25 protein-coding genes are annotated in these 25,534 nt (G+C 33.5%); 11 read left to right on the forward strand and 14 right to left on the reverse strand.

Going from position 1 to position 25,534, the window contains the following annotated elements; translation table 11 throughout:
* Window positions 1-549: 549 nt before the first annotated feature.
* From ACWVCY_RS13155 to ACWVCY_RS13170, 4 genes are all read left to right on the forward strand, one after another.
* Complete coding sequence (locus tag ACWVCY_RS13155; protein ID WP_455143310.1) at window positions 550-1,026, forward strand: transcriptional repressor; 477 nt, start codon at window positions 550-552, stop codon at window positions 1,024-1,026.
* 175 nt (window positions 1,027-1,201) lie between these two features.
* Window positions 1,202-1,495, forward strand: a complete 294-nt coding sequence (locus ACWVCY_RS13160; protein WP_455143312.1) for a helix-turn-helix domain-containing protein — start codon at window positions 1,202-1,204, stop codon at window positions 1,493-1,495.
* Between the two features lie 62 nt (window positions 1,496-1,557).
* The gene (locus tag ACWVCY_RS13165) at window positions 1,558-1,893 is read left to right on the forward strand and encodes a DUF6788 family protein (RefSeq protein ID WP_455143366.1); all 336 of its coding nucleotides are present in this window, start codon (window positions 1,558-1,560) and stop codon (window positions 1,891-1,893) included.
* 407 nt (window positions 1,894-2,300) lie between these two features.
* Window positions 2,301-3,533 (forward strand): ORC1-type DNA replication protein, encoded by a 1,233-nt coding sequence (locus ACWVCY_RS13170; protein ID WP_455143314.1) that lies wholly within the window; start codon window positions 2,301-2,303, stop codon window positions 3,531-3,533.
* Between the two features lie 7 nt (window positions 3,534-3,540).
* On the opposite strand, the gene ACWVCY_RS13175 is transcribed toward ACWVCY_RS13170, so the two are convergent.
* The 5 genes from ACWVCY_RS13175 to valS form a co-directional block, all read right to left on the reverse strand.
* Entirely contained in the window at window positions 3,541-5,094 is a 1,554-nt protein-coding gene (locus tag ACWVCY_RS13175) for a metallophosphoesterase (protein WP_455143316.1), read from the reverse strand.
* Between the two features lie 460 nt (window positions 5,095-5,554).
* Window positions 5,555-7,714, reverse strand: coding sequence for an STT3 domain-containing protein (locus ACWVCY_RS13180; protein WP_455143317.1), 2,160 nt, complete (start codon window positions 7,712-7,714; stop codon window positions 5,555-5,557).
* A 242-nt stretch (window positions 7,715-7,956) separates the two neighbouring features.
* Window positions 7,957-8,301: a hypothetical protein gene (locus ACWVCY_RS13185; RefSeq protein WP_455143319.1), complete on the reverse strand. Its 345-nt coding sequence runs from the start codon at window positions 8,299-8,301 to the stop codon at window positions 7,957-7,959.
* A 41-nt stretch (window positions 8,302-8,342) separates the two neighbouring features.
* The gene (locus tag ACWVCY_RS13190; RefSeq protein WP_455143321.1) at window positions 8,343-8,714 is read right to left on the reverse strand and encodes an Sjogren's syndrome/scleroderma autoantigen 1 family protein; all 372 of its coding nucleotides are present in this window, start codon (window positions 8,712-8,714) and stop codon (window positions 8,343-8,345) included.
* A gap of 33 nt (window positions 8,715-8,747) precedes the next feature.
* On the reverse strand, window positions 8,748-11,330 hold the full coding sequence (gene valS, locus ACWVCY_RS13195; RefSeq protein ID WP_455143322.1) for a valine--tRNA ligase: 2,583 nt from the start codon (window positions 11,328-11,330) through the stop codon (window positions 8,748-8,750).
* 603 nt (window positions 11,331-11,933) lie between these two features.
* Between valS and ACWVCY_RS13200 the strand changes: the two genes are divergently transcribed.
* Complete coding sequence (locus ACWVCY_RS13200) at window positions 11,934-13,022, forward strand: hypothetical protein (RefSeq protein WP_455143324.1); 1,089 nt, start codon at window positions 11,934-11,936, stop codon at window positions 13,020-13,022.
* A gap of 6 nt (window positions 13,023-13,028) precedes the next feature.
* On the opposite strand, the gene ACWVCY_RS13205 is transcribed toward ACWVCY_RS13200, so the two are convergent.
* Window positions 13,029-13,922 (reverse strand): DUF92 domain-containing protein, encoded by an 894-nt coding sequence (locus tag ACWVCY_RS13205; protein WP_455143325.1) that lies wholly within the window; start codon window positions 13,920-13,922, stop codon window positions 13,029-13,031.
* Between the two features lie 443 nt (window positions 13,923-14,365).
* Here ACWVCY_RS13205 and ACWVCY_RS13210 point away from each other — a divergent pair, with 443 nt between their 5' ends.
* The 4 genes from ACWVCY_RS13210 to rplJ all read left to right on the forward strand — a co-directional run bounded on the left by ACWVCY_RS13210 (window position 14,366) and on the right by rplJ (window position 19,584).
* Window positions 14,366-17,737 (forward strand): DNA-directed RNA polymerase subunit B, encoded by a 3,372-nt coding sequence (locus ACWVCY_RS13210; RefSeq protein WP_455143368.1) that lies wholly within the window; start codon window positions 14,366-14,368, stop codon window positions 17,735-17,737.
* Window positions 17,738-17,751: 14 nt separating this feature from the next.
* The gene (locus tag ACWVCY_RS13215) at window positions 17,752-17,955 is read left to right on the forward strand and encodes a protein translocase SEC61 complex subunit gamma (protein ID WP_455143327.1); all 204 of its coding nucleotides are present in this window, start codon (window positions 17,752-17,754) and stop codon (window positions 17,953-17,955) included.
* A gap of 42 nt (window positions 17,956-17,997) precedes the next feature.
* Window positions 17,998-18,471 (forward strand): transcription elongation factor Spt5, encoded by a 474-nt coding sequence (locus ACWVCY_RS13220; protein WP_455143329.1) that lies wholly within the window; start codon window positions 17,998-18,000, stop codon window positions 18,469-18,471.
* A gap of 204 nt (window positions 18,472-18,675) precedes the next feature.
* Entirely contained in the window at window positions 18,676-19,584 is a 909-nt protein-coding gene (gene rplJ / locus ACWVCY_RS13225) for a 50S ribosomal protein L10 (protein WP_455143331.1), read from the forward strand.
* A gap of 7 nt (window positions 19,585-19,591) precedes the next feature.
* On the opposite strand, the gene ftsY is transcribed toward rplJ, so the two are convergent.
* From ftsY to ACWVCY_RS13260, 7 genes are all read right to left on the reverse strand, one after another.
* Window positions 19,592-20,515: a signal recognition particle-docking protein FtsY gene (ftsY, locus tag ACWVCY_RS13230; RefSeq protein ID WP_455143333.1), complete on the reverse strand. Its 924-nt coding sequence runs from the start codon at window positions 20,513-20,515 to the stop codon at window positions 19,592-19,594.
* 77 nt (window positions 20,516-20,592) lie between these two features.
* The gene (pfdA, locus tag ACWVCY_RS13235; protein WP_455143335.1) at window positions 20,593-21,039 is read right to left on the reverse strand and encodes a prefoldin subunit alpha; all 447 of its coding nucleotides are present in this window, start codon (window positions 21,037-21,039) and stop codon (window positions 20,593-20,595) included.
* Between the two features lie 3 nt (window positions 21,040-21,042).
* Window positions 21,043-21,309, reverse strand: coding sequence for a 50S ribosomal protein L18Ae (gene rpl18a / locus ACWVCY_RS13240; RefSeq protein ID WP_455143337.1), 267 nt, complete (start codon window positions 21,307-21,309; stop codon window positions 21,043-21,045).
* 69 nt (window positions 21,310-21,378) lie between these two features.
* Complete coding sequence (locus ACWVCY_RS13245; protein ID WP_455143339.1) at window positions 21,379-22,056, reverse strand: translation initiation factor IF-6; 678 nt, start codon at window positions 22,054-22,056, stop codon at window positions 21,379-21,381.
* 57 nt (window positions 22,057-22,113) lie between these two features.
* The gene (locus tag ACWVCY_RS13250; protein WP_455143341.1) at window positions 22,114-22,395 is read right to left on the reverse strand and encodes a 50S ribosomal protein L31e; all 282 of its coding nucleotides are present in this window, start codon (window positions 22,393-22,395) and stop codon (window positions 22,114-22,116) included.
* A gap of 13 nt (window positions 22,396-22,408) precedes the next feature.
* Window positions 22,409-22,564: a 50S ribosomal protein L39e gene (locus tag ACWVCY_RS13255; RefSeq protein ID WP_455143343.1), complete on the reverse strand. Its 156-nt coding sequence runs from the start codon at window positions 22,562-22,564 to the stop codon at window positions 22,409-22,411.
* Between the two features lie 5 nt (window positions 22,565-22,569).
* Window positions 22,570-23,232, reverse strand: coding sequence for a 50S ribosomal protein L1 (locus ACWVCY_RS13260; protein WP_455143344.1), 663 nt, complete (start codon window positions 23,230-23,232; stop codon window positions 22,570-22,572).
* A gap of 221 nt (window positions 23,233-23,453) precedes the next feature.
* Here ACWVCY_RS13260 and ACWVCY_RS13265 point away from each other — a divergent pair, with 221 nt between their 5' ends.
* A complete protein-coding gene (locus ACWVCY_RS13265) occupies window positions 23,454-23,927 on the forward strand; it encodes a 50S ribosomal protein L11 (RefSeq protein ID WP_455143346.1) in 474 nt (157 codons plus the stop codon).
* On the forward strand, window positions 23,908-25,122 hold the full coding sequence (gene truD, locus ACWVCY_RS13270; RefSeq protein WP_455143348.1) for a tRNA pseudouridine(13) synthase TruD: 1,215 nt from the start codon (window positions 23,908-23,910) through the stop codon (window positions 25,120-25,122). The genes ACWVCY_RS13265 and truD overlap by 20 nt, the downstream gene beginning before the upstream one ends.
* Here the strand turns inward: truD and ACWVCY_RS13275 are convergent.
* On the reverse strand, window positions 25,119-25,526 hold the full coding sequence (locus tag ACWVCY_RS13275; RefSeq protein WP_455143349.1) for a hypothetical protein: 408 nt from the start codon (window positions 25,524-25,526) through the stop codon (window positions 25,119-25,121). The genes truD and ACWVCY_RS13275 overlap by 4 nt on opposite strands.
* Window positions 25,527-25,534: the final 8 nt, after the last annotated feature.

Below are 25,534 nucleotides of genomic sequence, written 5' to 3' on the forward strand. Positions count from 1 at the left end.
ATCATAGAATTCTCTTAGATATCTAAGATCTTTGGAATTCCTTAAAATTTCTTCACCGGCAATCGAGGTTAAAGTATCTTTTCTATAAAAAATTTAAGATTTTATGTTTCTAAAAATAATAATTTAAAATTAATTGAGAATTATTCTCTTATAAATGAATATAATACTTTTTTTATGGTTTTTCTTATATTTAATACTTTTTCACTTTTTATATCTTAACCCCTTAATTTCCATTGGAAAAATGTATCAGTTTGACTAAATTTTTATAGTATATTTTTCACAACTAATTATAAAATAAGTGTCTATAATCCAAGCATTTATGGGATACAGCCGACAAATCTAATTCACAAGGTGAATGAAAATCTTAATTTTACATGCGAAAAGTCATTCACAATTCACATAAAACCTTTCTGACAAGTTTAAGATATTACAGGGGTATTGATTAAAGTTTATTAGTGTGAATGTGTAAAGCAATTATGTGAATCAATCTGAAATAAAATATCGAAAATCTTTCAGAAAATTTGAAAAATCTATTATTAGTGAACTAAAATGCGTGAAATTGGGCCTAAGGTAACAGCAGGCAGTGATAAAATCACAATTGCATTTGATAAAAAAATTAGGTTAGGTCCACTCCACACTGTTATTGAAGCCTATCTACAATTGACTCGTGATCAACAAAAACAGATTGAGGATTTAATGGAATCACTTTTAATCAAGAATGAGAGTAATGGAGTTTTTACCCAAGAGATTGATTCACCAACCATTCTTAGTTTAAATGATCTCAAGACAAAGAAAGAGAAAATATTAAGTATTGTTCGAAATAGAGCTAATCCCAACTATCTGACAGCTCGAGAAGTAGAAGAGCTCTATCGCCATTATGTAGATGACGATATTAGCATTTCAACAGTTCAAACTAACTTGAATCGTCTTGCTGAAGAGGGTTTGATTGAAAAACAGGAAGGAGATCCAATTGAATATCGAATTAATCCTCAAATGGAAAAAGATATACCTAAAGTTCTAATTTAGCTAAATTTGTGTAGTTTTTTCCTTCCTCTCAACCCTGAATTTAGTATTTTATTAATAATATTTGTTCATTCATTTTTGAATTAATTTTGTAAGATTTCATTATATTATCCTCATATTCTGTGATCTTTTATTTTTGATAGTTTTATACATCTTAAAGGATTTTTTAGGTGGTAGTATGAACCAATTTATGAAGATATCTGGAAAGAATACCACAGTACCCCCTGATGTAGAACGTTCAATTTCTGATGATTATTCCGACATTGCCCATGAATTAGATCGTCATCTTGTTGAAATTCTCCGTTCTGAGGGGCCTTTAACACGGTCTAAATTAGTTCATTTAACAGGAGTTCCTCGATCCACTCTTTATGATAGTCTTCTTCGTCTTATTCTGAAAGGTTACGTGGTGCGATTTTCTGAAGAACGAACTGAACGAGGACGTCCCAAGGTCTATTATAAAATTTTACAATGAATAATTTTGAAATATTATCAAGGAAATAAAATGATTCATATGGTAAGATTTTTTTCCTCAAAATAAAATATTTTTTTATGGCGTCTTTGATCATTAAATGGCAAAGATGTGGAAAATCAACTTGTAGATGTATTGAAGGATTTCCTCATGGCCCTTATTTTTGGTTGGTGACATATATATCACGTAATTCACAATTAAAACAACGTGGAAAATATAAGTGGAAGTATCTTGGAAAAAGGCCAGAGGATGCTTGGTCTAAATTAGTACATTTTGATCAGAGATTCCACAAAAGTTATTCTTTAGATAAATTGAAGCATCGGATTAATCTTTTACATAAATTAAGAAATGAAAATAAAAACTCCAGAATGTCCGATGAGGTTTTTACAATAGATGATTAAAGGATTTTTCAGGTTGATTTCCTCTAACCAAAGTTTTTATTTTTACTAAAACGATTAAAGAACAGTGATATAGCCAAATACCTTTGTAATACATGGATTTATCAACAAAAAAGGAAGATATAGTATTAAACTAGAGTACTAATGTAAATATATTTAAAATGATCATAGTTTTTCTTTTATACAAAAATTGAAAAACTATATTGACAATAGAACCAAAAACATCCTATAGTGTTCAAACTAAATAGAAATTGGGCATAAAATTCCATTTTAGGACTTGTAATACCATGATAACACGTTGGTTTAAATTTGGCGAGTCGAAGAAGTGGTACATCTACTGCACAATTTAAAATGTACCCTTTGTCCTTCTTTGTGCATTACTAGTCATAAATCCTTTGTGGGGTCTGTCATTGAATCATTATGATGAATCATCCGATCTTACTTTAGATGAAATCTTCGAGGGCTATCTTAAGTCGCCTAAGTTGTTTAAACAGCGTGATGTACTAGATAGTTCCTTTGTTCCTGAAAATTTGCCCCATCGTACTGATCAAATTAAGCAGCTGGGTTATATTCTTGCTTCCGTGTTACGTGGTGGAAAACCAAGTAATATTCTTTGTTTTGGTAAAACTGGCACTGGTAAAACTGCAGTGTCCAAACATGTACTTAATACTTTAAGTAAGAAAGCTTCTCAGCATGGACACAAAATAGAGGTCGCATATCTTAATTGCAATTCTGTTGACACCAATTATCGTGTATTTGCTGATCTTTGCTCTACTTTAGGGGTTGATGTTCCTTTTACGGGTTTAGCTACCGATGAAGTTTTCTCTCGGTTCCGAATGGGCTTGGATCAACGCGATTCGTTTTTTATTGTTGTTCTTGATGAAATTGATAGTTTAGTAAAAAAATCGGGTAATGAAACATTATATAATTTGACTCGTATTAATTCTGAAATGACTCGTGCTAAGGTTAGTCTCATTGGAATTTCTAATGACTTGAAATTTAAAGAATATCTGGATCCTCGTGTCTTATCTTCGCTTTCTGAGGAGGAAATTGTATTTAAACCTTATGAAGCCCCTGAAATTACAGATATCTTAGTTGAACGTTCTCATCTCGCTTTTAAAGATCAATCATTAGAATCAGGTGTCATTAATATGATAGCTGCCATTGCAGCTCAGGAGCATGGAGATGCACGTCGTGCTATAGATTTATTACGAGTTTCTGCCGATATTGCTGAGCGTGAGGGAGCAGATCGGATTCGCCAAGCTCATGTTAAAAAGGCACAAGGAGCAATTGAAAGGAATACTATTACCGAAGTAGTTAGTACTTTACCTTTACAGTCAAAGATGGTAATTCTAGCTATTTTCCTACTTGAAACCAATGTCGATGAAACTGAAACAGTTTCTACAGGAGATGTTTATGAGGAATATAGTCGGTTATGTAGAGATACTGGAAAAGATTCCTTAACCCAACGACGTGTGGGTGATCTTATTAATGAATTAGATGCTCTGGGTATTATTAGTGCTCGAGTTGTCTCACGGGGACGTCATGGTCGGACTAAAGAAATTCGTTTTAGTGTTCCTAAAACCTTAATCCAATCCATTTTAAAACAGGATAAGATGATTGCAGGAAATCTATTTATTTAGATTTTGTTTAATCTATTGTTTTAAGATCAATCTGAGAAACTTTTCCATTACCTAATTCTACAAAGTAAAAGATACCCAATGATGAATCTTTTTTTGAGGAGGGTCCTTTTTGAAATGATCCTGTAGTTAGTATTTTTACTCCTTTATATTCATTATAGGAAGCTTGATGGAAATGCCCTGTAACCATGATTTCAGGTACTTGATCTATTACTAAATAGTCTTCAGGATATGGTACAAGTGGATAAAATGTTCCATATTCCATTCCCAAATGTCGATATTCTAAGAGATTTTGGATTCCTTCCTGTACTTCTCCTGGGTCTAATTTCAAATGATTTTGAAATAGATTATCCAATCCTTGCCCATGCATTAGTAAAAAGTTTACATCTTCGATCGTAATCCGTAACGGATTACCATGACTTCGAATCTGGGGCAGTTTTAACAATGGAGAAGCAAATTTCTTATTAACTGCAGGTTGAGGAAGCCCTATTTGGGTAGCATCATGCTCTCCTGGTATCACAATTATGTCATAATAAGTTGGAAGTTTTTCGAATTCTTGTGCTAATTGTTCATACTGAGCTTCAATTGAAAGGATTGATAATTCATCTTTTTGGGCTGGATATCTTCCCACACCTTCTACTAGGTCTCCTACTATGATTATTGTTGAAACATTTTCCATTATATTTTGGAGCGTTGATTTGATATTCTCTAAGGATAAAAGTCTTATAAATCTGGTAAATGTACCTTTAGAAAAGGTTTTTGATCCATAATGAATGTCAGAGATAATCAAAACCCTTTGTTTTGAATTCGAAGAACTAAAACCATGGGTTTCAAATCCAGGACGAATTATATCTTTTCCCCAAAATGCAGTTAATGGACCCTCCTTATAGTTCTTTGGTAAAACTCCTAAGACACCTACTACTGCATCTCTGAGGATAGATCTATAATTAGGAAATGAAGGGCTATCTTCTACCATTACGCATCGTGTATGAAATGGATATTCAGAGTCTTCCAATTGGATAACAAATCGGTTTGTGCTTAGAACCCCTGTATCTTCTACCATCCCTATTATTATACCTTCTTTCAGTTGGTTTCGTTTATCCAGTGGAATATCTCGCGAAAGAATCTTTGTTTTATCAATCCTTTCTTCAACTATTCCTCTTAATTTTTTATATCTATCTTGAAACATAATTTGAAATATGTTTGAATCAGGTTTTTTAGAGAGTTTTTCAGGAATATCTTGCTTGATTTTAATCCGTGCTTTGACTGGAATCTTTACAGATTTTGGAATTAAATCCTCTATAGCATCTTCAGGTTTAATTTCTTGCTTCTGTACTGATTCCTCAATACTAGCTTGAGATAAAGGTGTTTCTGGAAAAAATTCAGGAATAGTATAGGTTTTTAGGATTGACAAATCAACTACTGGTAATTCAGGGGGAAGTTTCAATAAGATTACATTAAGAGCTTTTTCCGAAATAGAAATCTCTTCTAGATACTCTAACGCTTCCTCGGTAATGTTAAAATTATATTGTAGAAATAAATGAAGGATTTTGATTTTTTTCATATTTAATTTTATCCGATATATGTTCGATCTCAATAATACTTCTCTCTCTCTCCTAATACCTTTAAAAAGACTCTTATTCTCATTTTCTTATAAAACAGGTTTAAATCAAAATTTAAGCAATCATATTGGGGAATTTTCCCCTCATAAACAAATTGGATGAGTAACCAGTTTAAAACATCCGAATTAAAGATATAAGTTACTAAAAGTAATGAAATTGTATTAAATTCTCAAAATTAAGTATTTATTCGAAAATTGACTTATTATCTTAGCTTTTTTATCTGAATAATGGGTTTATGACTCATTATATCCAGGATGGGGATTTATTTTATCATATAGTAAATTTAGTCATGTAGTTCAAATCCTGAATAGCTTTTACCAATCCAAGGATATTATTATAATACAAAAGTTAAACGGAATTAACAATTTATCGTTCTGAATTAATATAAGTCCTTAAATAGGTTTAGGGCGCAATTGCTCCTGGAGGAATAATATCCCAATTAATTTTCCAGATATAAACCCAGTTATGCTGTGTTGTGTAAGAAAGTTCATAATAGTCGGCGTAATCAGCCCATTCAGGTGCAAAACCTTTTGATGTAGGTGCATTATCCTTTATTGGACCATATTGTGTGATACGACTATAGGCTTCATCTGTTATTTCAGCTGTAAAGAGGGACCAAAAAACTGATTGGTAGAATTTATCGACATAACCAGTAATGTACTGTCCTCTCGTGTCATATTCTAGATAATCATTTTGATCAATCTGAATAATATTTCCACCATCTTCTCCTATTTTTACAAACCATGGAACTTTTCCGAGATCAGAGTCTAAACCAACTGCTCCATACCCATCAGAGACAAGAAGGACAATATAGGTTATATCATAGATTTTTGCAATTTTCAGAGATTCCCGTGGATTAGTTACAAACATGCAACCTATATTAGCAATTTTAGTCTTATTTATAGTTGCATTATCAACCAAAATTATTGTATTCGAATTCCCACTTATCCAATAACCATAATCCCACCATGAAGCAACAACATCCCTGCTACCAGTATGGTAATCAAGCCATCCGATAGCTTCAAGCCAATCATTTCCGATAATTAAGGTTTGTCCAGATGGGACTACTGTTAGGATTGAGGGAGGTGAAGTATATTTGATAGCCTGATCCGTAGCTGTGAAAACTCCAAAAAAGAGGAATATTCCCATAAAAATAAATGCGATTGCGGTATGTTGGTTCGACAGTGGTTGAGTGAATCGCATTTTTCGTCTACTAAGTGCGAAACGTTCTTGGAAAGCTAATACAAACGGGAGGAGTGTTTGATCTATTGCTTTAGCTGCTAAAAGTGCAGTTGCGGGGGCTAATATTAAAGCGAGTCGAACCATGGAACCTGCAAAATATATTGAAGTCAATCCAAATAAAAGTAGTAATAAATTTCTTTCTGTTGGTTTTATATACAGATAGTAGATTGATAGAGGGAGGAAGAATACTAGGATTCCAATATTTCTGAAAAATGATGCCCAAGAGACAATTTGATGTTCACTAACTGATTTCATAATAGGTGTACTATCACGAATAAATGGAAGTAGAGTTGTCACAAATTTTGATGATAAGTTAATCACTGACCCAGAAAGTAATAAATATGCTATTGCTATGACCACACCTCCTCCGATGACAGGATAGTATTTACTTATTCTTTTTAGTATAGATGAAAAGTTATAGTATGTTCTTAGATATTGAAAAAGTTCATAAATAGCAAGAAGTCCAAGAACTCCTATAGGAATTAAGCCATCAGTGGTTAATAGAATTTTTGGTCCATTTCTAGGGATTAAGGTACTAATAAAAGTTCCTATTAGAATAGTTCCACCATATGCAAGAAACAATCGATCTGAATGTCTTCTTGTTAGGAGAAGAATAAAAGCATGAAGGGCAAGAAGATTAAATACATATGTAGATGCCCCCCATGAACCAGATAATACTCCTAGGCTCACTCCAGACAGTATGGTCATATATACTGAACCAGTTCTGAGGGATCGAGCATAGAAGTATAAGCTTAATACTAAGAATAATATTCCAAGTGCCTCATTATCAAAAAATCCTGCAACAGTTCTTTGAAGATGTCCTGCAGAAACAGAAAGAAAGAGTGCAGCGAGTAAGCCTACCTTCTTATTTCCGAGTTCTTTTCCTAAGAAATAGATTGCACCACAGGTAAGAGATCCAAGGATAGCTGGTTGAAAGAAGCATATAGTAGCCAAAGGAATTTCAATGCCTACAAGGAGAAATAACTGGTGTATTAAAACTGCTGATATTGGGGTTCCAACATACTGTGAAATACCCCAAAAACGGCCTTCAGGGTACCATGTTTGGGTATCGACCCAGCTAAAAAATTTAAATAACCCATTCTCTTCGATGTATTGAGCAGCACGGAATTGAGAATACGGGTCATTAGCAGAAAGAATTATCTCATACCTAAAAATAGTAAAAATTCTAACAAGAAATGCTATAATTATTATAATCATAAGAGCAGAATAAAGAAGAACCATCTCCCTATTAATCGTTGAAGTTGCTGTGTTATAGCGATCTCGGAGGTCATTCGTAATTCTATCTAAGAAAGCGGGCATCTAGTTGTTCACCATGATATTACTAAACAGGATTGTTTGATTATTTAAGAAATTAATTCTTAAGAGTGAGAATAAGGGTAATTCCTTACATAGAACACAGATTTACAAGACTTATAAGAAGATTATTTTATGTAAGTTTCTTGGAAATTAGAAATTAAAAATGCTCTAATTCCGTAATATTTATTATATTACACATTATTTACTAATAAATTTGAATATTATTCTTTCTTATCTATTTTATTCTACCCCGATCTCCCTCGGTTCAAATCAAAAAAGTGATTGATCTCTTCCTGAATTTCAGTACGTAATCTAACAATATCATTAACCTCAATGGGTTCAGAATGTTTAATTGTTATGTTTAATTGGACTACATTTCCAATAGCTTTAATATTTTCAGCTTTCACCGTGAACTCAGTATTTAATCCTTTAACTACAAGACTAATCATGGGGGAAGGAATTTGGATACGTACATTTCTAATAACTCCAATTATCCGTGCTTCTGCATCAACCACCGCTCTGCCAATTATTTTCCCTGGAAACATCAATTCAAATAATTCCAAATCAATTTCTAATGGTTGTTTTGACATTACTGATATACACCACCTAGAGCTACCAAATCTTTATTTCGTCAAATTTTTTTTATTTTTATTAGTACAGTGATTAGTACATCAAGTATTTCGCTTAGATGTTTGATTTCAGATAATTTTTCTTCCCCAGCAAGTTTTTGAGTTATATAATTGATTTTTCCTAACACTATATCTCGTAAGAGTTCCTGTAATTCATTTTGTGAATATATTTGTTGAATTGCACTGATCTCTTTATCTGAACGTGCATAAACAGCTTTTCGTTCACATTTTGGACAAAAAATGTCATTACCTTTTTTAAAAAGAGGAACTTTACAATCTGGACATATATCTCCAAGCATGGTCGCTCCTGATAATAATAACCCACTCATTTTTGTAATATCGTCTGATGTAGATTGTGAACCTTTTTTTGCCATTATTCTTTCCTACATATATAATAAAAGTATTCCTTACGTTGGGAATCTTAAATAATAATCTTCATTCTGAATATAATCTGAAGGATTTGAGGGTTTCCCAATAGTTATTTTTTCAATATTATGCATTTCTTGTAGATCTGAGATAAATTCCTGTAACGCATCATTCAGGAATAATTCTTTGACAGGATCTTTCAATGAGAATTTTCGTTCTTTTTTTGCTTTCCAAATGAAAGAATCTAATTTCATTATCTCGTCTGTCTTTGGGTCTTCCTTAATCTGTTTATGGGTTGATTCTGGCATTCTTTCTAAGTGAATACTATTTTTAGGATTGTAAATTTCTTGAAAAATACCTTCTGTGATGAAAGGTGAAATTGGGGCTAATAATTTAAGTGTTATTTGCAGGATATGATGCAGTGTATATTGTGCACTTCTTGCGTCATTTTGTCGGGTGGGATCCTCACTATAGACCCTAGACTTTACTAATTCAATATAATGAGGTGCAAAAATATTCCATATCCAGTTATAGATATTTTCTGCTGGAATTGAAAAATCTAACAGCTCATATCCCTCATTACAACGCTGTATCAACGCATCAAAGCTATTCAGAATCCATTGATCAGTCTGGTTAAAGTCCCTTGGTGTTTTTTCAATTGGAAATGAGGAAATAAATCGTGCAATATTCCATAATTTAGTAAGGAATCGTGAATTTCCATCAAGCTTAGCAAGGGAGAAACGAATATCAGATCCATGACTTCCTTGCATACATGATGTTAATCTCACGCTATCTGCACCATAATAAAGATTAGGTAATTTTTCACCAAGAAATTTAGTGGATTTTTCTAATTCAGCTATTGCTTTCCAACTGTTCTTATCTGGACGTAAACTTTCAGGTGTATTTTTCGGTAGTATTTCAGGTTGTAGAAATAATAAAGGGTCAACGCTATTTCCTAGACTTTTAGACATTTTACCTCCATAGGGATCCATTATTAAGCCTGAAATCCATACTTCTTTAAATGGAGGTTGCTTAAATAAGTGGTAAGATCTTAAAATCGTATAATAAAGCCAAGTTCGAACAATTTCTTTTCCTTGGGGTCTTATGGAGCAAGGAAAATTTTCCTTGAAGAATTGATTATTTTGGCTTTCAAAGAATAGGTTTTCATAATTACAGGCAGCTAACTCTGATATTGATGAATCAAACCAAGTATCAAAGGTACGATCCTCACCATGAGCTTTTTTCATCGATAATTTGCATTTTAGACACTTTTTCAAAGGGCCTTCTTCTTTCCATGCCTCATAATAGCGATCTAACTGATCTTCCATAGGAACATTTGGTTCTCCACAATTTGGACAATACCAGATTGGGATAGAAGTTCCATAAAATCTCCTTCTACTTATTGCCCAATCCATCGATATAGAATTAATCCAATTATCTAAAATTATTTTACTATTAGAAGGAAAAAACTCCATTTTTTTAGCTAATTCTTGAAGTTCAGGAATTATCTCTACCTGTTTTAGATAATATTCATCCATGGCAATAATTTCTATAGGAGTTTTTGATCGCCAGCAGATCGGTACTCTTCGTGAGGTAGGTTCTGATTTTTCCAACACATTCAAAATTTTTAAGTCATTCAATATCGCTTTCTGTGCTTCATCAATTGATAATCCAGCGTATTTATCTCCATTTTCATTGAAATAGCCTTTTGAATCAATTACTGTTTTTGGATTTGTTATACCAAACTCACGGAGAATTTTCACATCAGATTTGTCTCCATAAGCACAAATCATCATAATACCTGTACCGAATTCAGGAATCGCTTCCCTATGAGCATGGATAGGGACTGTTTTTCCAAATATAGGAATATTTGCAGTTTTTCCTTCAAGATTTGCATATCGTTCGTCTGAAGGATGAAAAATTATCATTTCACAAGTTGTTATCAGTTCAGGGCGAGTGGTTGCAATGGTTATCCTTTTCGGTGAGTTATTCACCTGAAATTGAATGTAATGAAGATATGAATCATCATTTCGATATTCAATTTCAGCATCAGCAATAGTGGTACCACATTCAATACACCAATTATTCGGGCGTGTATCCCGAACTATTAATCCATCATACCACGCCTTAATAAAGGTTTTCTGAGTATTGTAGCGATATTTGGAGGAATCTGTTTGGTAGAAAATCTCTGGAGATCCATAAAATGTATTGCACGATAATCCCATCCATTTCATTACTTGGAGGGTGTTTTCTTCAGCTTTATCGAGTTCTTTTTTACAAATTTTAAGAAATTCCTCACGATCCATTTCATGCATGGATTTTCCTAATTTTTGTTCTACTTTCACTTCTACAGGAAGGCCATTACGATCTGCACATGCAGGAAAAATTACATTAAAACCTTTCATCCTTCTATATCTAGCTATCATATCTATTTGTGCATAATGAACTGCGAATCCTAAATGCGCTCTTCCTGATACATAGGGAGGAGGAGTATCTAAGATATAATTTGAAAGTTGAGGGTTCTGGACATACTTATATGTTTCATTATCTATCCAGAATTGAATGATTTGTCTCTCGTTACTTCCTTTCCACCTTTTTTTTGTCATCTTTGGCTTAAGTCCCATCGAAATGACCTCTAATTTTCTTTAAATAGGCATCAATGATATAATAATTCTCATTTGTTAAACTCCAGCATTGAGTCACCGATTTGATCAAATTATAAAAATCTTGAGAGCAATTACGTGAGTCAAACTTTAGATAACAAAAGAGAAAAGAACTTAGTAAGAATATAGGTGCTCTTCGACTAGCTGGTTGAGTACGTAGAATAGGAGAAAATAACAAAATGATCCCAGCTGGTCATCTTAGCTCACCAATTCAGATTTATTCATCATTTTTTATAAGGTTTTCCAGTGAGTAATTTAGAAATTTTTCTCTCGATCTTCTCCCTGAGTAATTAGAGGATTTAACTGAAGGAAAATAATTCAATTTAAAAGATAGAAATTTTTTTATGGACTTTTGAGATTCATTTTAGTTCTTTTCAAGGTTCAGATTTTTTAAAAACGTCATTTTTTTAAATTCAAATTATTGATACATTCAGATTAAAATTAATTTGTTTTCCTGAAAGGAATTTAATTGATAATAAAATGGTGAGACAAAAAAAAAGTCATATCTCATTAATAATCCTCTCTTATAACACTGATTAACATAATTTCTGGAGACTAATTTATTTGACATCTGATATTCTCGCTCAGGAACAGCTTAAGATTGAATTGATCAACGTTTTATCCAAATTTTTTATGCGACACCTTGAAGAAATATTGCAGGAAAAAACAGGCATATTTCAGCCTATTGACAAAATTACTGGATTAGTCTTTGGTAAAAGGTTGGGTAGACGAGGAGAGTTACAATTAATGACCGTAAATGTTCAATCTGCAAAGAATCAACATTATGAAGTCGTTTTAGCTTTTAAATTTTTAAACAATCCCGAATCCGCGGCAAAAGAAGGTAATGGAGCTGTTTGGCTTACTGATATGTTAAAGAATAATTTTAAAATCCATACCCCCCGACTATTATACTTCTCTCATCATAATTCTCTTCTTATTTATCAAGGACTCGTTGATACACAAGAATATCTCGATAGTAAATTAGACCAACCTCAGAAATTATTTCTTTCTGGTCTCGCTCTTCCATATATTCATGGGGTATTAAAAAATAAAGTTATGATTGATCGCTACCTTCATCTAATAACTGGGGTTACTAATGGGTTAAATATTCCTCCAGGTGATAAGAATGAACTATTTTCCTTATTTAAAGATGACTTAAATCGGATAGGTTCTAGCGAAGCAGGTGCTAATTGTTTTGGTGATTTTCATCCTGGAAATATCATGTTTAAAGAATCTGACAGACCAAGTTCAAATATAGGAGATATTAAAATCGATTGTACAGAAGTTTTTTTAATTGATCCTGCATATGTTGATTCAGAGGGTAATGTTGATCGTGCTGAAGATATTGGAACGTTTTTTTCCAAATTTGCTTATAATGATTATTATTTATCTGAGTCTTTTGACCGAACGATTTCAGACCTTGAAACACTTTGTCGAGGTTATGATTATGCTATCAATCAAAATAACTTAAATCTAATAGATTTTTATCCTGAGGGTTCAACATTTGATTTCCAGATAGCCTTGGGGATCATGATTGATACAATGTTTAAAACAAAGGCTTTTGGAGCTTCTAATATCCAAGACCGCGTAAATAAATGTTTAAAAGCAGTTCAGTATATACTCCGAAAGAGACCTTTTGATATTTATGAGTAAATTAGATTAAAATGTACTTAGGAAAAAATACACTAAGCCAACAATTATCCCTGATAATAATGCTGAACTTAAATTCACAAAATCATTACTCACTAGTATATAACCACGATGAAATTTTGATGTATTTCCACATTTATGGATTTTTGCTTCCGTCTCTTTCTGACAATTTTCACAATAATAAATTCCTTGAATTGTTGCTCCTTCCAAAGAATCGATTAGACCTCCTAAAACTCCTCCAATAGTAATCAGAATAAGAATCTCAAAAGGGAAACGTATCAAGCTTGTTTTGGTTAGGATTATTCCTAAGAAATAAATAACTGCTAATGAAAAGCTTCCTATTACTCCAGCAATTGTACCTTCGAGAGTAATCCCACCACTTGTACCATGTTGAACTTTTATTTTAAGATTTGTTATTAATCGTGGGTATCTTTTCACTGTAATACCAATTTCTGTCATCCAAGTATCTGCATTATGTGTTGCTATTGCCGTAAATGATGCAATCATCCATGGAGAAACAAGTACAGTAGATGGTGACATATTAATTGATAATATTGGTATTACTTCGTTTATAAAATACATCGATCCAAATAATATAGCTGGAAGACTATTAGATAAGACTTGGATCGCATCTCGTTGGGGACCTTTTGCGAATTCTACATTAGTAGATTCCTTTTCTTTAATTTTCCATTTTGATAAGAAAGATGATGTAAAAAAAAAGAAAATCATTCCTAGCCATAAGATTGGTGAAAATAAAAAGATTAAAACTATGATCAAAGCTCCTGTTATAACTCCATCCCATTGGGATAGCAGATTTTTCTTTAGGATAATAATAAGGAGTGGTATGTTTAATAGTAATCCGATAAATCCCATTACAATAACATAATTGGCTAGAAAGATCATATATATTCTCTTCTTGCTGATTTGTATTGAATTTTTATTTTAATATTATTTTAAGAGATTTAACAAAATTTTTCTTTCCCTGCTAAATGAAAGAATCTTCGTAAATAGTTATTTCTATTTAAACTTATACAATTTCTTTTATTTTAAATCGTGAAGGATAAAGTATTAATATTAGCTCAATAGACGGAATCTATGTTCGCGTATCCCACGTAGTATTAGATTTAAATTCTGACTAATTACGTTAAAATAGCCTTCCTAGGAACCTCCAGACATTAATAATTTAGGTTAATTATCACTCTCCAATTTACATTGCTTTCACAACATATATTTATGATTACGATTATTAATTAATATCTAATTAAATTTGATCAAAGATTTAGGTTTTTTACTCAGCTATTAGCGTTTGATTGGCAGTTAATGATGTATTGATATAAGGGGTATTTATATTGGACAAAATTTCTAACGATGATAAATGGCAAGTTTTGAAATCCATGTACAATGAGTTTGGATTAGTTAGACAACATCTTCATTCATTTAATGAGTTTGTAGAAAAAAGATTGAATGAAATCGTTCAAGAACGACCAAAAATAGAACCCGACATTGAAGGATTTTATGTCAAACTTGAGGGGATAGAGGTTGGAGAACCCTCAGTTAGAGAAGCTGATGGGTCAGAACGAACCATCTATCCCATGGAAGCCAGAATTCGTAATCTAATATATTCCTCCCCCTTAAATCTTAAAATGAGACCAGTCTACGTTGATGCGGGAATTGAAAGAGAAGAAGAAGTAGTTTCAGCATATATTGGAAGACTTCCTATTATGCTTAAGTCTAAAACGTGTTTATTATCAAATATGTCGGTTGATGAACTTACTCGTTTAGGAGAAGATCCAGAGGATCCTGGTGGGTATTTTATTGTCAATGGATCTGAACGTGTGATTGTTACCCAAGAGTATTTAGTTTCAAACAGAGTACTAGTTGATGAAGGTCGAAAGGGATCCTCTACAACAGCTGTAGCTAAAGTTTTTAGTACAGTAGCAGGATTCCGTTCTCTAGTTTCAGTTCAAAGAAGAAAAGATGGACGATTATTAGTTAATTTTTTCAGCGTTCCCCGCCCCCTGCCACTAGCAGTTCTAATAAAAGCACTTGGGGTAACAATCGATCGTGATATTGCCAGTTTGGTAACAAATGAACCTGAATTAATCCAGGAATTATTACCAACTCTGCGTGAAGCCGCAGAAATAGTTGACCAAGAAGAAGCATTAGATTTTATCGGGAAACGTGTCGCTGTTGGTCAAACTCGTCAATATCGAATTTTAAGAGCCAAACAAGTTCTAGACAACTATTTACTACCACACGTGGGAAAATCAGAAGATTTCCGACGTCATAAAGCCCTCTATCTAGCTCAAATGGCGCTCAAAGTTATAGAGCTGAATCTTAATAGAATTGATCCAGATGATAAAGATCATTATGCAAATAAACGTCTGAAACTTGCTGGTGAAATGCTAACCAGCCTCTTTCGTGTTGCGTTTCATTCATTATATCGGGATATCAAATATCAATTGGAAAAAGGTGCTAGACGAGGTAAACTTCCAAACCTTCGCGTCGCTATGAGAGCAGATGTTATTACTGAAAGAATAAGACATGCCCTTGCAACAGGAAATTGGGTTGGAGGAAAAGCTGGAGTCTCTCAACTGTTGGATCGAACAAATTATATGTCTACGTACAGTCATCTGCGACGTGTAATTAGTCCATTAATCCGAAGTCAAGCCCATTTTGAAGCTCGTGATCTTCATGCAACTCACTGGGGAAAAATTTGTCCTAATGAAACACCTGAAGGACCAAATTGTGGATTAGTAAAAAATCTTGCCATGCAAGCATATATTTCGATTGGTTCACCAGAAGAACCTGTAAACGATTTTATTTTTCAATATTGTAGTGTGATCCCAGTGACTGAATCAATTGATCATCAAGGAACCCAAATACTCTTGAATGGCAATTTAATTGCTACTACTCGGGAGCCTCGTGAGACTTTTAATTTATTAAGAGAGGCTAGGAGAGTTTCAAAGCTTGTTTCTGAGATTAATTTTGCTTATTTCGAAGAAAACCGAATTATATCTATTAACACTGATGAAGGACGTGTCCGACGTCCTTTAATTATCCTTGATCAAGTAGACAATGAAGAGCTTCCTATTCCTCGACTAAAAATGGCCCATATTGAAAAGCTTCAAAAAGGAGATATTAAGTTCTCTGATTTATTATCAGAAGGGGTAATAGAATTCCTGGATGCAGAGGAGGAAGAGAATTCATATATAGCAATGAACTTTGAGGAAATTAAACCGAATCATACACATTTAGAAATCTCCCCTTCTGCAATTTTAGGCATTTGCGCTTCCATTATTCCCTATGCAGAACATAATCAATCTCCTCGTAATACATATGAAGCAGGAATGACTAAACAGGCCCTAGGGCTTTATGCATCAAATTTTTACTTTCGAACTGACCGAAGAGCACATATTTTACAAGCACCCCAAATACCTCTTGTGGGTAGTAAAGCCATGGATGTTATTGGTTTCAATGATCGGCCTGCTGGACAAAACTTTATTGTAGCTATTTTGAGCTTTCAAGGATACAATATTGAAGATGCTTTAATCTTAAATAGAGCAAGTATAGAACGTGGGTTAGCAAGAAGCCACTTTTTCAGATCATATGTAGGAGAGGAGAAAAAGTATCTCGGAGGTCAAGAAGATCGTTTTGAGATTCCTCAGAAAGGTGTTCGGGGGTATCGGGCCAAAGAAGTTTATAGACATCTAAGTGAAGTTGATGGTATTATTGAACCTGAGATTGAAGTTGGTGGTGGTGACATCCTTGTTGGTCGAACATCAAGACCTAGATTTCTAGAGGAATATATTGAATTTGATTCTTTAGATTCTACCACCCCACAACGTCGTGAAACTAGTATTGCTATCAGACATGGTGAAAAAGGAATTGTGGATTCAGTTATATTAACTGAAACATCTGAGGGAAGCACTTTGGTCAAAATTAAAGTAAGAGACCAGCGTGTTCCTGAGTTAGGAGACAAATTTGCTTCTCGTCATGGTCAAAAAGGTATAATTGGTCATATTGTTTCTCAAGCTGATATGCCTTTTACTGAAGAAGGGATTGTTCCTGATTTAATTGTTAATCCTCATGCAATTCCTAGCCGTATGACAGTAGGTCAGATTATTGAATGTATGAGCGCTATTGTGGCATGTTATGATGGGAAACAAATTGATGCGACATTATTTGAGTCTCCAGACCCTGAAGATATTGCAACTCAATTAAGAAAACTTGGATTTCATCCTTATGCAGAATCTGTTATGTATGATGGGATTACAGGTAACAAGCTCCCCGCAAGGATCTTCATTGGTCCAACATATTATCAAAAACTTCATCATCTTGTTGCAGACAAAATTCATGCTCGTGCTAGAGGTCCCATTCAAATTCTAACCCGTCAACCAACAGAGGGCCGTGCGAGAGAAGGTGGATTACGTTTTGGTGAAATGGAACGGGATTGTTTAATCGGACATGGAGCAGCTCTCCTTCTCAAGGAGAGATTACTTGAAGAATCTGATAAAACTGAAATTTTTATTTGTGAACATTGCGGTTTAATTGCTACGTGGGATCGTAAGAAGGATCAAACTCTTTGTAGTATTTGTGGGAATACTGATACCGGAATTTATAAAATTGCAATTTCTTATGCCTTTAAACTTCTTCTTCAAGAATTAATGGCTTTAACAATAAAACCACAACTAGTACTTACTGATAGTACTCACTAAATAATGGGATGAAAATGTCAATTGATAGTAGTAGAATGGGAACAGCTAGTTTCTATAAAAAAGCTATGAGAATCCTAAGGCTTGCTAAAAAACCGGATAGATCAGAAGTTTTTCTTGTGATAAAAATTACAGTTGCTGGGATGGCTATATTGGGTTTAATTGCCTTTATTATTCGAATTGTAATTTATACTGTTCTTGGTCGCCAAGAACAGCTCTAAGTTACCAAAAATCACTCAATGGGACTTGGAACGGTGACAATTTTGTTTGATAAAATCGGGATTTATTGTTTTAAAGTTAAGAAAGGACAGGAGTTCAATGTGGCTGAAGCAATAGCAAGTCGTGCAGAGTTGAATAACTTGGATATTAAAGCCGTATTAGTTACGGAGATAGATGGCTATATTTTTATTGAAGGTGATGTTCAAGATATAACAAGTGTCGTTGAGTCCGCTCATTACATAGGGAAACAAGTGGGGAGAGTTCCTGTTTCTGAATTAGAAAATCAATTAGCACCAACTCCAGTTATTGAAGGCCTCAAGAAAGGAGACATTGTTGAAATTGTAGATGGCCCCTTCAAAGGAAGTAGAGCTAAAATTTCATCTATTTATACTGCAAGAGAGGAAATTACAGTCGATTTATTAACAAGCAGTGTTACAATTCCTATTGTTTTACATGCAGATTCAGTAAAACTGATCCAAGCGAGTGAAGAAGAGGAAGCTTCTGATTCTCTCTTCTAGTTTCATATAGCAAAATTTGATTATTCTTCCTAGATTTGGACTTATAATGTTCTATGTGCTTTAGAACATTAAATAGTTTAATTCTCACGTCATAGCCTAACTTATTAATACTATAAAATAACCGCCTAGATGTCAAATAATTATCTCGTGGAATATTGGCTGGCGAGATCTAGCTGAACAAGGATAAAATTATTGGTGGCCGTGATGGCAGCTGTAATAGTAGAAGAAAAAAAATTGAATAATAAAAAAGTTGACCAAGTGAATGCAATAGTTGATCTTGCAACCAAATATTCAGTTATTGGTCTCGCTGATTTAAGTGGGATAAGTTCCAAAGCACTTCAAGGTATTCGATCTTCAATGAGGTCAGGAGATGTTCAAGCAGTTATAAAAGTTGCAAAAAATACCTTAAAATCACTGGCATTTGGTAATGTTGCAAATAAATCTAATAAGGAAATTAAGAATTTTATTCCTCATATTGTAGGGTCGTGTGCTTTAATATTTACAAATTCAAATCCTTTTACACTTCAAAAATTTTTAAATCAGAATCAGGTTCCTGCTCCTGCGAAAGTAGGTCAAGTTTCTCCTGTTGAAGTATACGTTCAAGAAGGATCTACAAATCTCGATCCTGGGCCAATAATAAGTGATTTAGGATCATTAGGGATTCAAACCCGTATTGAAAAAGGTAAAATTCGAATTATAAAGACTACTAAGGTTTTATCGATTGGAGAAACTGTTTCTGAAACTCACGCAGCTATACTTGCGCGATTAGGTATTCTCCCCTTTAAAGTTGGATTAAAATTAAATTTTGTATTTGAGAATGGGGAGATACTTGATGGTAGTGTCCTGGATGTTGATGATAGTAAAATTATTTCTGACTTACAACAGGCTTATGCTCAGGCATTTTCCCTTGCAATTCATCCTAAAATATCATATCTCTCTAAAGAAACAGTTCCTGTATTGTTAGGAAAAGCTTTTGCTCAAGCTATGGCTTTATCCGTTGAAGTTGGTTATATCACGGAAAATACTATTGGAATGCTCCTTATTAAAACTACAAACCAAGCGACTCTCCTTAAGAAAAAATTAACTGAAAAGGATCCTAATTTAAATATTTAAACTTATATTATTTTAAAAGTGATTCTACATATTTTTCTGGATTAAATCGCTCTAAATCCTTATATTCTTGACCTGTTCCTAGATATACAACTGGAAGACCTTGCGTTATATAGGTTACAGAAAGAAGTGCTCCAACTCTAGCATCTGCATCCATTTTTGTTAATATTATTCCATTTAAAGGGATATTTTCACTGAAAATCCTTGCTTGCTCGGTCGCATCATTTCCTGCTAGAGCTTCTATAACAAGAAAGTTATAATCTGGAGTAGTAACCCTGATAATTTTTTTCATCTCTTCCATTAAATCTTTATTTACTGCCATTCGCCCTGAAGTATCAATTATTACACCATCTGCAAATTTCGATGTTGCATGTGATATAGCATCAAACGCCACAGCAGCTGAATCGCTTCCATACTTGCCTGTGATAATTTTTACACCAACCTTGTCTGCATGAATTTTTAGTTGTTCCTGTGCTCCTGAACGAAATGTATCACTAGCTGCAATTATCACTTTAAATCCTTTCGATTTTAGTAGATATGCAAATTTTGCGATTGTAGTAGTTTTTCCTGTTCCATTTATTCCTAAAAACAAAAATACTACAGGTCTCTTCTTTTCCAATTGCTCTTTATTAGATTTATAATTTAAAATTAATTCTAAAGGGTCAATAAATTCTTTAGGAGTAATTATTTCCAGAATAATTGGTTTTGAAAGCTCACGTAGTCTTTTTGATAAATCACTAAATCGTTTTGCCCTTTTACCAAGCATTTGATCAGCTAATTTTTTAGAAATTTGTTTAGCTACTGATAATGATACGTCATTTGCTATTAAAAGTAATTCAAATTCACGAATTGCTTTTCTAATATTGTTTTCATTTAATTCATAAGAAGAAACTCGTTCAAATAATCCGTTCAGACCCTTTCTCAAAGATACCATCTTAAACCGCCTATTTTTTTAAAAGAAGCATTATTTTGTTTTCTCCCCCTGTTTAAGAAATTTATGATTGAAATAAATCATTGTATTATTCCATATTGTTGAGCTAGGGTCACAAGGTTTTCTCTTTTCGTTTCTAGCAGCTGTGAAAATTGAGAATATTGATTTTGTAATTGCACTGAGCTCTTCTGGATATTTTCCATCTGGTTTAAAGTTCTGGTTTTCGCAATTTGTAAATCTGTTTCCATTGAAACTCCTGAACCTAAGGATAAGAAGATTTCATTAGGGTCTTCAATTCTGCATCTAATATAGCAAGCTCCTCCAATTGGAATTAGAATTTCATCTCCTGAAACCTTTGTTTTTAGAACATCATGTATATTTATTGCATCTTGTAATGATTCAATAGCATTTCCTAAAATTGCAAGTTGCTGCTCAATTGTCCCAAGACTTGCTTGAATTTGGTCAATTTCAGCTTGTAATGTTCTAATTTTGTTGAGGACTTCTTCAGTCAATGGAGCTTGAGCCATTTATCATTCCTCATAAGGGATTTTAAATTCAGTACTTATCAGCTTTTGAATAAAGGGATTCGTGACTTCTTGGGGAGTAATCTTAAGAATAGAATCAATTCGAATTTGACGTCTTTTTAGCCTATTTCGGCTTCCAAGTTCAGTAAAAAGTTTTTCCCTAGCTTGTTCTTCTGTTAAAGCACAAAATTCCTTAGAAAAATTCGAAAGTTGCTTCTTTTTTTTAAATGAACCTGATATTCGAAAAAATTGAACCTTTTGGTTATTATTCAAATTTTTTCACCTTCTTTTCGATATTTCTTTCTGTTTTATCCTGTTTTCAGGAATCCTTATAATAATTCGTTAAGCTCCAACTTCTCCCCCTTCTGGCTTTATGAAACATCGAGTAATTTCCATTATCTCAATCCCAGTTGTTTCTCGTCCTACAAGTATTCCTTTAGTATTTCCTACAATTCCACTAGCTACAAATTCTGATCCTCTATTGATACTCCCAACTCCTATTTCTTTGAGATGTAAGATATCTTTAATCTCGGCTACCTCTTCTTCTTCAGCTAGGGGTGTAATTAAACCTCCATAATTTGTAACGTAGGCCAAGCTACCAACAAGATCGGATTTTGCTAATGTTCGTGTTTCTAAAGGGATATTTAATGTTTCACTTATCTGTTTTCGAATTTTGGGAGGAATAATAGGAGAAATAATACCTCCAAAGTCATTTGTTAAAACAACATTTCCAAAGGCAAAAAATTCAGGAGCCTGATATACTGTTAGATTGGTAGTTTGGATTTTTTTAAGAACTTCTTGTGTGATAACATTTGAAACCACAAATCCATGGGAATTACCAACCATTAACGAACCAATAATATATTCAGAGAGTTCAATCACATTCGTTTTCGTAATATTTTCTACTAGAGATTTCATTTGGTGAGTAGAGTTATTAGGTACAAAAGAGAAATTTTCTGTACAGAGAATGGCTACTCCAATGTGAATGCTTCCTAAATACTCTAAATATTCTATTTCCATTCTAATAACTCCAAAATGAAACAAATATAAAAAGAAAGGATGATATTATTTCGAATATTATCCTAAGAAGACGGTAACAATGTCTTCTTCAGTTTTAACAACTCTTATTCGAATTTTTTTAGGTGGTTTTTGGATCCCACGAGCCCACATATGTTCATTTACCTGCGAATCTATAAGAACATCCTCACACCTTAGATGTCGTTTTACAAACTCCCGAAGATGTCTCATCGCACGCGGAGTTCTTTTAGAACGAGGAATTCGTCGCCCGTAGATAACTTTGCTGAAAGGTACGGTATAAATTCTTTCTTCAATAATAGAATCAGATGATGTTTCACTCATAAAAATTTCCTTCCTATGGTTTTATTTTCGAAGAACGCCAACGTCTCCGTTTTGGATGGGTTGTTACTTGTCTAGAAGTTTTTAATATCACCCAAGTTGGAACTGTTTGATTTGATTTTGCTTTTCTTCCTAAACGAATTTTCTTTGGAAAAGGTTTGTATCTTGCCATTGTTCTCAATTCCTCTCTGCCTTAACAGATGGTCCCATCGTGGTTTTAAAATGGATAGCTCTTATATGTTGAGCCCCTTTAGGTAATTTTGTTGTTAATGTTTGTAATATAGCATTTGCATTTTCTGCAAGTTTTTTATTGCTCTGAGTAACTTTTCCTACCTTGACATTAATAACTGGAGTCGCTTTAATTCGTAGTTTAACCGTTCGATTATATCTTTCAACAAATTTGTCAATTTCTACTCTTGGTGGGAGAGGTTTGGGCATTTTTCCTCTTGGACCCAGAATTTTCCCCAAGAAACGTGCTACTATTGCCATTAGAGGAGGTTCAGCAAGAAAATATTCATAATCATTTGCCAGATTCTTGACTCTCTTTGGTTCTTTAGAAAGTTGTTCAATATCATCTTTTCCAAAGGTCGGTAAGCCTGATTCTTTTGACTTGATAGCAATATCTCCATCAGCAAAAACGGCAACACTTGAAGTGCTACCTCCCAAATCATTAGGAACCAGTGCTTCTATATTTATTCGATTTGCAGGATTTTTCAGATCAATATCACGAAGCCCAATTGACAATTCTACTGTTTCAACGAATTTTCTTTGTTTTCTTTCAGTGCTTTTCAATTTCGCTTCAGATATCGCTGTCTCCAATTGATTTGGTGAATAAGACATTCAAAATACCCTTCTACTAATTAAAATTGATTTAAATTTGATTTTTCTGTTGGATCTAGGGTTTTTAGCTTAGTCTTTTGTGTGTTTTGAGGTTTGATCTAAAAGGAATTTAGCTTCTAGAAATAAATAAGTTTAATTTTTTTAATTGAACTCGAATGAAATCGACTTATAACTATATTTAGAATTAAAAAATTTACATATTTTATTATTGGGTGTTATAATTGGCAAAGACAGTCGAAGCATTAGTTGATGCAGGACAAGCTTCTCCAGGACCCCCTCTAGGTCCTGCATTAGGTCCTTTAGGCGTGAATATTAAAGCAGTCATCGAAGAAATTAATAAGCAGACCCAACAGTTTAAAGGAATGAAAGTTCCAGTTTCAATTGAAGTTGATGATAACAGAAACTTTACAATCTCAGTCGGTATTCCTCCTACCTCTTCTTTACTTATAAGTGAAGCAGGTATCGCAAAGGGCAGTGGTTCTCCCAAAACAGAAAAAGCGGGGAATCTCGAATTTAAACAAGTAATAAAGGTTGCTAAGATGAAACAGGATGCAATGCTTTCTTTTAATTTACGATCTGCTGTCAAAGAAGTTGTAGGTACCTGTACTTCAATCGGATTAACCGTTGATGGAGAAGAACCAAAATTAATATTAAAATCCATCGATGCTGGGGCCTATGACGATTTTTTCAAATGATTTAAAGGATTTTAACGCATCTCTTTCTGTTGGAATTCTTTATTTTTCCGTTCCTTTTTTTAAGGGTACAGGAGGAAAAATTAAACAGACTGAAGAAGATTTTATTGTTTATGAAATTCTTCCTAATGGTATTCCTATTAAGGATGGTTCAGAATTAGGGCCTTCTTTAGGAGGGATGTATACACATTGTGTCTTAGTTAAATCAGGAATTGACACTTTTACAGCTATTAAACGAATTTCACAGGCTTTAAAGATACCAGAGAAAGATATTGGTTATGCAGGCTTGAAAGATGCTAAAGCCAAAACATACCAAAGGATCTCACTTTGGGGTACAAATTTTTCCCAATTTTCTTCTCTCTCAATCTCCAATTTACAATTAATTAATCCCATTCGCCAAAAATTTGGGGTAAAGATCGGAGATCTCTCTGGAAATCTCTTTGACATTCAAATTAAAGATATAAACCGAAATCCCAGTAAATTTGAATGGAATTTTTTAATCAAAACTCTAAATACTTCTGGATTATTGAATTATTTTGGGAAACAACGCTTTGGTAGTGTTAGGCCAGTTCTTCATAATATTGGGAAATATCTAATACAAAGAGATTATGAAGAACTAATTTATGAATACATTGGTAAGACAAGCCCTCTTGAATCCTCGTTTATTTCCCAACTTCGTCAAAATTTCCTAAATGGATCTGATCCAAAGGAGATTCTCTTTTCTTTTCCTGCAAAATATCGTATCGAAAAGACTTTATTAACAGGATTAGTAAAGAATAGGTCTTCTAAACAAATTGTAAGTAAACTTCCTTCTTCATTTCTTCGTTTATCAATTTCTGCTTACCAATCTTATGTTTTTAATTTAGTCTTGAATTCTCTCCTAGATGTTAATCATGAAATTACCACTAGAACAGAGCTACCTCTTCCTGGTTATGGTACTTCTTCTAGTAGTTTCCCTAATGTTATATGGAATAATTTAATTACAATTCTAGAAACAGATTCTATAGCATTAGCTGATTTTAAATCCTTAGATAAAAAATTACGATCTAAGGGGTCAATGAGAAAAGCAAAAATCTTGATAACTGATTTAAAAATTAATACGATCAATGGTACAAATGAAATAAATGTCTCTTTTAGTCTTCCTAGGGGAGTTTATGCAACGATATTAACAAGAGAGATAACTAAAGTGGATAATTAGGTTCCAGGATAATATTTTGCATTTTGAATTTTCCCCTTAAGTTGCCCTTGTTCGATCAAGAGTCCTATTGCTTTCTCTACTGAAGCTGTGGAAATTCCTTCGATCTCGATATTTTCTATATTGGTTGGTTCCTTGATTAAGCTTACAGCTTGGATTAACATTTCCTTTTTTGATTGTCCAGATCCGATTTCGTCTCCACGTATCTTTTTCATCGCAGTTCGGACTGAAGCACCGCATTCTGGGCAACGAAATGCTCCCATAATTGTTAATGTAACCCTTCCTTCTTTATCAGGCATGGGGCTTATTAATTGCCAAGTTTTGTCAGGTGGATGTTGAATTGGATTTATTATGCAACCACATTTTTTACAGGATATTTGCTTCTTTGTTTTTCGTGCTGGACTCATAGGCATCA

This window comes from Candidatus Hodarchaeum mangrovi, from assembly GCF_975850365.1.

Excerpts from the sequence above, each read along its gene's own strand:
- ACWVCY_RS13155 (WP_455143310.1), top strand. The coding sequence starts at position 550 with ATGCGTGAAATTGGGCCTAAGGTAACAGCAGGCAGTGATAAAATCACA.
- ACWVCY_RS13160 (WP_455143312.1), top strand. The coding sequence starts at position 1,202 with ATGAACCAATTTATGAAGATATCTGGAAAGAATACCACAGTACCCCCT.
- ACWVCY_RS13175 (WP_455143316.1), bottom strand. The coding sequence starts at position 5,094 with ATGAAAAAAATCAAAATCCTTCATTTATTTCTACAATATAATTTTAAC.
- ACWVCY_RS13180 (WP_455143317.1), bottom strand. The coding sequence starts at position 7,714 with ATGCCCGCTTTCTTAGATAGAATTACGAATGACCTCCGAGATCGCTAT.
- ACWVCY_RS13185 (WP_455143319.1), bottom strand. The coding sequence starts at position 8,301 with ATGTCAAAACAACCATTAGAAATTGATTTGGAATTATTTGAATTGATG.
- ACWVCY_RS13190 (WP_455143321.1), bottom strand. The coding sequence starts at position 8,714 with ATGGCAAAAAAAGGTTCACAATCTACATCAGACGATATTACAAAAATG.
- valS (WP_455143322.1), bottom strand. The coding sequence starts at position 11,330 with ATGGGACTTAAGCCAAAGATGACAAAAAAAAGGTGGAAAGGAAGTAAC.
- ACWVCY_RS13205 (WP_455143325.1), bottom strand. The coding sequence starts at position 13,922 with ATGATCTTTCTAGCCAATTATGTTATTGTAATGGGATTTATCGGATTA.
- ACWVCY_RS13215 (WP_455143327.1), top strand. The coding sequence starts at position 17,752 with ATGTCAATTGATAGTAGTAGAATGGGAACAGCTAGTTTCTATAAAAAA.
- rplJ (WP_455143331.1), top strand. The coding sequence starts at position 18,676 with ATGGCAGCTGTAATAGTAGAAGAAAAAAAATTGAATAATAAAAAAGTT.
- ftsY (WP_455143333.1), bottom strand. The coding sequence starts at position 20,515 with ATGGTATCTTTGAGAAAGGGTCTGAACGGATTATTTGAACGAGTTTCT.
- pfdA (WP_455143335.1), bottom strand. The coding sequence starts at position 21,039 with ATGGCTCAAGCTCCATTGACTGAAGAAGTCCTCAACAAAATTAGAACA.
- ACWVCY_RS13245 (WP_455143339.1), bottom strand. The coding sequence starts at position 22,056 with ATGGAAATAGAATATTTAGAGTATTTAGGAAGCATTCACATTGGAGTA.
- ACWVCY_RS13250 (WP_455143341.1), bottom strand. The coding sequence starts at position 22,395 with ATGAGTGAAACATCATCTGATTCTATTATTGAAGAAAGAATTTATACC.
- ACWVCY_RS13255 (WP_455143343.1), bottom strand. The coding sequence starts at position 22,564 with ATGGCAAGATACAAACCTTTTCCAAAGAAAATTCGTTTAGGAAGAAAA.
- ACWVCY_RS13260 (WP_455143344.1), bottom strand. The coding sequence starts at position 23,232 with ATGTCTTATTCACCAAATCAATTGGAGACAGCGATATCTGAAGCGAAA.
- truD (WP_455143348.1), top strand. The coding sequence starts at position 23,908 with ATGACGATTTTTTCAAATGATTTAAAGGATTTTAACGCATCTCTTTCT.
- ACWVCY_RS13275 (WP_455143349.1), bottom strand. The coding sequence starts at position 25,526 with ATGAGTCCAGCACGAAAAACAAAGAAGCAAATATCCTGTAAAAAATGT.